General features: G+C 75.4%; 1 protein-coding gene. It reads right to left on the bottom strand.

The window, feature by feature from the left end:
- Window positions 1–9,258, bottom strand: a 9,258-nt coding sequence (locus ACZ3YL_RS40935) for an amino acid adenylation domain-containing protein (protein WP_465662775.1), incomplete at its 3' end; no start/stop codon positions are given.
- Window positions 9,259–9,301 lie beyond the last annotated feature (43 nt).

Below are 9,301 nucleotides of genomic sequence, written 5' to 3'. Positions count from 1 at the left end.
CAGTTCGCCGGGGGTGGCGTCACCGGTGGTGTAGGCGACGAGGCGTTTGTCGCCGGGTTGGTCCTCGCGGACGAGGGCGAGGGCCTGGCCGACGCCTTGGTGGGCGGTGAGGGCGGCTTCGACTTCGCCGAGTTCGATGCGGAAGCCGCGGATCTTGACCTGGTCGTCGGCGCGGCCGAGGAACTCCAGTACGCCGTCCGGGTTCCAGCGGACGATGTCGCCGGTGCGGTACATGCGTTCGCCCTTGTCGCCGTACGGGCAGGCGACGAAGCGTTCGGCGGTCAGGGCGGGGCGGTCGGCGTAGCCGCGGGCCAGGCCCGCCCCGGCGATGTACAGCTCACCGGCGACGCCCACGGGGACGGGCTGCAATCCGTCGTCCAGGACGTACGCCCGGGTGTTGGCCATCGGGCGCCCGATCGGCACCACGTCCGGCACGGACTCCGCCGTGGGCAGGGGTAGTTGGGTGGCGCAGAGGGTGATCTCGGTCGGGCCGTAGAGCACCCGGACCCCGATCCCGGGGACGGCCGCCAGCACCTTCCGGACGGCGGGCGCCGAGACCACGTCCCCGCCGGTCAGCACCTCGCGCACGCCGGCGAAGACACCGGGCTCCTCCTCCGCGATGACGCGGAACAGCCCGGCGGTGGCGTGCACATGGGTGAGCCGGTGGGCCCGGACCAGCGCGCCGATCGCGGCGGCGTCCAGGTCGCCCTGCGGGGCGACGACGATCCGGCCGCCGGAGAGCAGCGGCGCCCACAGTTCGTAGGTGGAGGCGTCGAAGGCGTGCGGGGCGTGGAAGAGCACCCGCAGCCCGTCGGGGTGCTGCCAGCACGGGTCGGAGGCGAGCTGGACGACGTCCCGGTGGGTGATGGCGATGCCCTTGGGCAGGCCGGTGGAGCCGGAGGTGAACATCACGTACGCGAGCTGTTCCGGGTGCAGCGGCGGGCGGTGGGCGCGGCGTCGGCGCGGACCGGCGAAGTCGAAGGAGTCCGGGGTGAGCGGCAGGACGGGGCAGGGGGCGTCGGTGGCCAGCGGGTGGCCGCGGTGGGCCTGGTCGACCAGGACGAGCGCCGCCCCGGTCTCGGCGGTGATCTGCCGCAGCCGCTCGGCCGGGTGCCGGTCGTCCAGCGGGACGTAGCTGCCGCCGGCCTTGAGGACGGCCAGCAGGGCGACCACCAGCTCGGCGGAGCGGTCCATCAGCAGGACCACCGGGGTGTCGGCGCCGACGCCGGCCTCGGCCAGGTGGGCGGCCACGTGCTCGGCCCGGGAGTCGAGTTCGGCGTAGCTCAGGGTCCCGGTGTCGGCGACCACGGCGGGCGCCTCCGGGGTGGCGGCGGCTCGGGCCTCGAACAGCTCGGGCAGGGTGGCGTCCGGGACGGGTACGGCGGTGTCGTTCCAGCCGGTGAGCAGTTGCTCGCGCTCGGCCGGGTCGAGGAGGTCGATGGCGCCGATCGGGGTGTCCGGGTCGGCCGCGACGGCGCGCAGCACCCGCAGCAGCCGTTCGGCGAGGGTGGTGGCGGTGGTGTGGTCGAAGAGGTCGGTCGCGTATTCGAGTGCGACCGTCAGGCCCGCCCGGGCGCCCTGCTCGGTGAAGCGGAAGGACAGGTCGAACTTGGCGACGTCCAGTTCGAAGGGGTGCTCCGCGCAGGCCAGGTCGCCGAAGGCGGCGGGCACCGCCGCGCGGCTCTCCAGGGCGACGAGGGTCTGGAAGAGCGGGTGGCGGGCGGGGGTGCGGGTGGGGTTGAGCTGTTCGACCAGGCGCTCGAAGGGGATGTCCTGGTGGTCGAAGGCGTCCAGGTCGGTGCGGCGGACGCGGTTGAGCAGTTCGCGGAAGCTGGGGTTGCCGGTGGTGTCGGTGCGCAGGACGAGGGTGTTGACGAAGAAGCCGACCAGGTCCTGGAGCGCTTCGTCGGTGCGTCCGGCGGTGGGGGTGCCGAGCGGGAGGTCGGTGCCGGCGCCGAGGCGGGTGTAGAGGGTGGCGACGGCGGCCTGGAGCACCATGAACAGGCTGGCTTGCTGGGCGGTGGCCAACTCGCTGAGAACGGCGTGGAGTTCGGCGTCGACGACGGCCTCCGTCAGGCCGCCCAGGTGGCTGGGCGCCGCCGGTCGCGGGCGGTCGTAGGGCAGTGCCAGCTCCTCCGGGGCGTCCGCCAGGGTCTGCTGCCAGTGCGCGAGTTGCTCGGTCAGCAGGGCGCTGGGCTGTTCCTGGTCACCGAGGACCTCGCGCTGCCAGAGGGTGTAGTCGGCGTACTGGACGGGCAGCGGCTGCCAGTCGGGGGCGGAGCCGGTGGTGCGGGCCCGGTAGGCGGTGGCGAGGTCGCGGAAGAGCGGGGCGACGGACCAGCCGTCACTGGCGATGTGGTGCATCAGCACCAGCAGCACGTGCTCGTCGTGCGGCAGCGAGAACAGGGTGGCGCGGACGGGCAGGTCGCGGGCGAGGTCGAAGACCCGCCCCCCGGCCTCGGCGAGCGCGGCCCGCAGCTCCGCCTCGGTGGCCACCGGCAGGGTGTGCAGCGGGAGTTCGGGGGCCTCGGTGACCAGTTGGCGGGGCTGGCCGTCGGTGGTGGGGACGAGGGTGCGCAGCACCTCGTGCCGGGCCACCACGTCCCGCAGCGCCCGCTCCAGGGCGGGGCGGTCGACCACGCCGGTCAGCCGGAGCGCGACGGGCGTGTTGTAGAGCGCGCTCGGGCCCTCGAACTGCTCGATGAACCACAGGCGTTGCTGGGCGGGGGAGAGCGGGACGAGGGCGGGCCGGTCGGCCGGTCGCAGGGCCGGGCGGGCGGCGCCGGAGGCGGGCAGGGCGGCGGCCAGCGCGGCCACGGTCGGGTGGTCGAAGAGGGTGCGGATCGGCAGCTCGGCGCCGAGGGCGGTGCGGATCCGGCTGACCAGCTTGGTGGCGAGCAGCGAGTGCCCGCCGAGGTCGAAGAAGTTGTCGTCGATGCTCGGTTCGGCCACCTGGAGGACCTCGGCGAAGAGTTCGCTCAGGGCGCGCTCGGTGCCGGTGCGCGGGGCGCGGCCCTCGGTGCCGCTGAAGTCGGGGGCGGGCAGGGCGCGGCGGTCGACCTTGCCGTTGGGGGTGACGGGCAGGGCGTCCAGGACGACGACGGCAGCCGGGACCATGTAGCCGGGCAGGCGGTCGGCGGCGAAGGCGCGCAGTTCCTCGGGGGTGGCGTCGCCCGTGACGTAGGCGACCAGGCGCTTGTCGCCGGGCCGGTCCTCGCGGACCAGGGCGGTGATCTGGCCGACGGCCGGGTGGGCGGCGAACGCGCCCTCCACCTCGCCGAGTTCGATCCGGAAGCCGCGCAGCTTCACCTGGTCATCCGCTCGACCGACGAACTCCAGTTCGCCCATGGTGGTCCAGCGGGCGAGGTCGCCGGTGCGGTACATCCGGTCGCCGGGTTCGCCGTACGGGCAGGCGACGAAGCGCTCGGCGGTCAGGGCCGGGCGGCCGGTGTAGCCCCGGGCCAGGCCGTTGCCCGCGAGGTACAGCTCACCGGCGACGCCCACGGGCACCGGGCGCAGCCCGGCGTCCAGGACGTACGCCCGGGTGTTGGGCAGGGGCCGTCCGATCGGGACGGTGTCCGGCACCTCGGCGGGGGCGCTCATGGGGTGGTGGGTGGCGAAGGTGGTGGTCTCGGTGGGGCCGTAGCCGTTCACCACGCGCAGGCCGGGGCACGCCTCCAGGACGCGTCGCATGGCGGCCTGCGAGACGATGTCTCCGCCGGTCCACACCTGGTGCAGTCCGGCGAAGGTCTGCGGGGCCTCGGCGGCCAGCACGTTGAACAGGCCGACCGTCATCCAGAGGGAGGTCACCGAACCCTGGTTGATGGTGGCCGTGAGTTCGGTGACGCCGAGGCGGCCGGGTGGGGGGAGGACGAGGCTGCCGCCGGAGAGCAGGGGGGCCCAGAGTTCGTAGGTGGAGGCGTCGAAGGCGGTGGGGGAGTGGACCAGGACGCGTGCGTGACTGTCGGTGGTGAAGGTGCCGCCGAGGGCGAGGTCGACGATGGCGCGGTGGGTGATGCCGATGCCCTTGGGTCTCCCGGTGGATCCGGAGGTGTGCATGACGTACGCCAATTGGGCTGCTTCGATGTCGAGTTCGGGGTTGTCGGCGGTCTCCTCGCCGATCGTGAGGGTGGTGAGCCCGGCCAGGGCGGGGTGGTCGGTGTCGGTGACGGCGAGGGTGGCGCCCGCGTCCGCGAGGACGGCGAGCAGGCGGTCCTGGGGCTGGGCGTCGTCCAGCGGGACGTACGTGCCACCGGCCTTGAGGATGCCCAGCAGGGTGACCACCAGTGCGGGGGAGCGCTCCAGGAGCACCGCCACCGGAGTCTCGGCGCCGCAACCCGCCTCGGTCAGCCGCAGCGCCAACCCGTTGGCGCGGGCGTTGAGTTCGGCGTAGGTCAGGGTGTCATCGCCCGCCACCAGCGCGATCGCGTCCGGCGTGGCGGCGGCCCGGGCCTCGAACAGCGAGGGCACCGTCCCCGTCGGCAGCGCGGTGACCGGGCCGTGCCGGCCGGAGAGCAGTTGGGCCCGCTCCTCCTCGGTCAACACGTCGACGGTGCCGATGAGTTCGGCCGGGTCGGCGACGATCCGGTCCAGCAGCGCGAGGAAGCGGTCCAGGACGGTGCGTGCCTCGGCGGCGGTGAAGGCGTCCGGCTGGTGGTCCAGGCGCAGCTGGAGGCCGTCGCCCGGAGTGAGAGCGAGCAGCAGCGGGTAGTGGGCGCTGTCGACGTCCTCGACCAGGGTGACGTGGGTGGCGCCGCTCGGGTCGGCCGCGTCCAGGGCGGACGGGTCCGGGTAGTTGCCGTACACCGTGACGGTGTCGAACAGGCTGCCCAGCTCGGCGAGTTGCTGGATCTCGGTGAGGCTGAGGTGCTGGTGGTCCAGCAGCGCGGACTGCTCGTGCTGCAGTCGCAGCAGCAGCTGCCCCCAGCTTTCGGCCGGGTCGAGGGCGACCCGCACCGGCACGGTGTTGATGAGCAGGCCCATCATCCGCTCCACACCCGGCAGGTCGTGCGGCCGGCCGGACACGGTGGTGCCGAAGAGCACGTCGGTACGCCCGGTGAGCCGGGCCAGCAGCACGCCCCAGGCGGCCTGGACGAGGGTGTTGAGGGTGACGCCGTAGCGGCGGGCGGTGCGGCCCAGCGCCTCGGTGGCCTCCGGGGTGAGGCCGGTGTGCAGGCGCAGCGGCAACCGCGGGGTGGCGGTGGTGCGGGCGGGCGCGAGCAGGGTGGGCTCGTCGGTGCCCGCGAGGGCGCGGGCCCAGGCGGTGCGGGCGGCGGCGCCGTCGCGCCGGGTGATCCAGCGCAGGTACTCGCGGTAGGGCGCGGCCGGGGGCAGCGGCTGCCGGAAGTACAGGGCCCACAGTTCCTCGGCGAACAGCGGGGTGGACCAGCCGTCCAGCAGGATGTGGTGGGCGGCGGCGATCAGCCGGTGCCGGCCGGGGGCGAGGGTGAGCAGGGTGTAGCGCAGCAGCGGCGGCCGGGCGAGGTCGAAGCGGCGGCCGTACTCGGCGGCGGCGATCCGCTCGGCCTCGGCCTCCGGGTCGGCGTGCGCCGTCAGGTCTCGCACGGTGAAGGGCAGTTCGACGTGGTCCGGCACGGCCTGGACGGGCGGCCCGTCGGGGCGCTGGTGGAAGCCGGCCTTGAGGTTGGGCTGGCGCAGCAGCAGGGCCTCGGCGGCGGCGCGCAGCCGGTCGGCGTCGACCGGGCCGGTGAGGTCGAAGGTGCAGACGGAGGTGTAGACGTCGGCGCCGTCGGTGTCGTACGCGGCGTGGAAGGCCATGCCCTGCTGGAGCGGGGAGGTGGGCCAGACGTCCACCAGGGCGGCGGGGGCGTGGAGTTCGGCGAGCCGGTCGACGTCGTCCTGGCCGAGGGTGACCAGCGGGAAGTCGGAGGGGGTGTGCCCGCCGGCGCCCGGCCGGTCGGCGTGCTCGGCGAGCGCGCGCAGGGCGGTGAACCAGGCCTCGGCGAGCGCCCGGACCCGCTCCCCGTCGAGCAGTTCGGCGGCCCAGGACCACTGGGCGACCAGCAGCGGGCCCTGCGGGGTGTCGACGGTGGTGGCGTCCAGGCCCAGCACCCGGCCGAGCGCGAGGTCGGGGGCGGCGCCCTCGGTCATCGCCTCGGCTCCGGCGTGCACGTCCTCGGCGGTGACGCCCTCGGGCTGGAAGCGGCCCAGGTAGTTGAACTCGACCTGGGGGTCGGTGAATGCGGCCAGGAGCGGGGCGGTGGCCGGGTTGAGGTACCGCAGCAGGCCGTAGCCGATGCCGTTGTCCGGGACGGCGCGCAGTTGCTCCTTCACCCGGCCGAGGGCGCGGCCGAGTGCGGGGCCGGCGGCGGTGACCTCGGCCCAGGACAGCGCCCCGGGGGCGAGCCGGACGGGGTAGACGGAGGTGAACCAGCCGGCGGTGCGGTGCAGGTCGACGCCCTCGACCACCTCCTCGCGGCCGTGGCCCTCGACATTCAGCAGCACCGCGCCGTCCGGCCCGGCCGGGGAGCCGCGCCAGTGGGTCAGGGCGAGGGCCAGCGCGGTCAGCAGCACGTCGTTGACCTGGGCGTGGTATGCGGCGGTGACGCCGGTCAGCAGCGCCCGGGTGGTGTCGGCGGGCAGCACCACGCGCAGGGTGCCGCCGGTGGCGTAGGTGTCCTTGGCCGGGTCCAGGGCCCGTTCGCCGAGCAGCGGGTCGGGGGTGGCCAGGGCGGCTTGCCAGAGCGGGAGTTCGGCGGCCCGGCGGTCGGTGCGGGCCTCGGCGGTGAGCCGCTGGGCCCAGCGGCGGAAGGAGGTGGGCACCGGCGGCAGCGCGGGTTCGCGGCCCTCGCGGGCGGCGGCCAGCGCGGCGAGCAGGTCCTCCTCGACGATGCGCCAGGTGACGCCGTCCACCGCCAGGTGGTGGATCACCAGCAGCAGCTGGGCGGGCAGGTCCGGGCCGGCGTCGAAGCGGACGGCCTGGAGCATCCGGCCGTCCTCGGGCGAGAGCCGTTCGCGGGCGGCCTCGGTGGCGGCGCGCAGGGTGGACTCGGTGGCCGGGCCCGGGAGGCCGCGCAGCACGGTGGCGGCGGGGACGGCGCCGGGCGCGGGGACGTGCAGCGTCCAGGGGCGAGCGGCGCCGTCGAGGCGGGCCCGGAGGACGTCGTGGTGGTCCAGCACCGCCTGCAGGGCCGTGACCAGCTGCGCCGGCCCGGTCCCGGAGGGGAGGGTGAGCAGGGTGGACTGGTAGAAGCTCGCCACGGCGCCGCGCTGCTCGGACAGCCAGTGCACGATCGGCGTCGCCGGCACCTCGCCGAGGCCGGCGCCGGGCGGCTCGACGGCGACCGGCCCCTCCAGCGGGCGGGCGACCAGCGCCAGCGCCTCGACGCTCGGGGCCTCGAAGACCGCGCGGGGGGTGAGCTGCAGCCCGGCCTGCCGGGCCCGGGAGACGAGCTGGATGGCCACGATGGAGTCGCCGCCGAGCTCGAAGAAGGACTCGCCGACCCCGACCCGGGGCAGCCCGAGCACCTCGGCGAACAGCCGGGCCAGGGTGTGCTCCAGCTCCCCGGCGGGGGCCCGGCCGCCCGCCTCGACGGCGCCGAAGGCCGGCGCGGGCAGGGCGCGCTTGTCCACCTTGCCGTTGGGCGTGAGCGGCAGCCGGTCGAGGACGACGACGGTGGGCACCATGTGCTCGGGCAGCCGCTCGGCGCAGTGGGCGCGCAGCTCGTCCGGGTCGGCGGCGCCGACGGTGTAGCCGACCAGCCGGCGCTCGCCCGGGCGGTCCTCGCGGACCAGCACCACGGCCTGGCGGACCCCGGGGTGGGCGGAGAGGGTCTGCTCGATCTCGCCGGGTTCGATGCGGAAGCCGCGGATCTTCACCTGGTCGTCGGCCCGGCCGAGGAAGTCCAGCTGGCCGTCGGGGCGGTGGCGGCCGAGGTCGCCGGTGCGGTACATCCGGCTCCCGGGCTCGCCGAAGGGGCAGGCCACGAAGCGGTCGGCGGTCAGGCCGGGGCGGCCCAGGTAGCCGCGGGCCAGGTGCGGGCCGGAGACGTACAGTTCGCCGACCGTGCCCGGCTCCACTGGGCGCAGCCGCTCGTCCAGCACGTGGATCCGCACGTCCCGGCAGGGGTGGCCGATCGGGGGCTGCTCGGTTCCGGTGAGCGGCTCGCTCATGGTGACGATGACGGTGGTCTCGGTCGGCCCGTAGCTGTTGAGCATCAGCCGGTCGCGGCCGAGCCGGGCGGCCAGTTCGCGCGGGATGGCCTCGCCGCCGCCGATCAGGGTGCGCAGGGTCGGCAGCGGGACGTCCGGCAGGGTGGCGGCCATCGCGGTGGCGACGTCGGCGTGGGTGACGCCGTACCGGTCGATCAGCGCGGCCAGCGCGTCGCCGACCAGCTCGCTCTGCTCGCGGGGGAGGACGAGCGCGGCGCCGGTGGTGAGCGCCACGGCCAGGTCGGAGACGGAGACGTCGAAGCTGAGCGAGGCGGCCTGGAGCACCCGGCTGCCGGGGCCGACCCCGGTGGCGGCGACCTGGGTGGCGACCATGCTGGGCAGCCCGGTGTGGGTGACGGCCACGCCCTTGGGCAGGCCGGTGGAGCCGGAGGTGTAGATGACGTACGCGGTGTGGTCGGCGCTCAGCGGCCGGACCCGCTCGTCGGCGGTGAACGGGGTGCCGGGCCGCTCGGCGAGGTCGGCGAGGTGCGCGGGGGAGTCGAGCAGCAGCCGGGGGGCGCCGGTGTCGGGCAGCCGCTCGGCGGTGCCGGTGGTGGTGAGCACCAGGGCGGCGCGGGAGTCGGTGAGCATGTGGCGCAGCCGTTCGGCCGGGTAGGCCGGGTCGGCGGGCAGCCAGGCGGCCCCGGTCTTGGCCACGGCGAGGATCGCGGCGACGGCGTCGGGGGACTTCGGCAGGGCGAGCGCGACGACGTCCTCGGTGCCCAGGCCGCGGGCGGCGAGCACCCGGGCCAGCCGGTTGGCGCGGGCGTCCAGTTCGGCGTAGCTGAGGGTGGCGTCCTGGGCGTACAGCGCGGGGGCCTGCGGAGTGCGAGCCACCTGGGCGTCGACCAGCGCGCTGAGGGTGGGGCGCGGGGCGTCGTCACCGGGGGTGGCGAGCCGGGTGGCCAGGCCGGCCGGGGTGGGGGCGTCCAGCAGCAGCGGCAGCGGTACCCGGAAGCCGAGTTCGGCGCGCACCCGGGCCAGCAGCCGGACGGCGGCGGGCCGGTCACCGCCGAGTTCGAAGAAGCCCGCCGCGGGGTCGACGGACTCCTGGCCGAGCACCTCCGCGAACAGTCGACACAGCACCTCGGCCGGTCCCGGCCGTGGGTCGGTTCTGTGCGTCTGCTGG

The sequence above is a fragment of the Kitasatospora sp. NPDC023176 genome, from assembly GCF_055560495.1.
The sequence above is the reverse complement of the archived record's forward strand: the minus strand, read 5'-3'. Positions and strand labels throughout refer to the sequence as shown.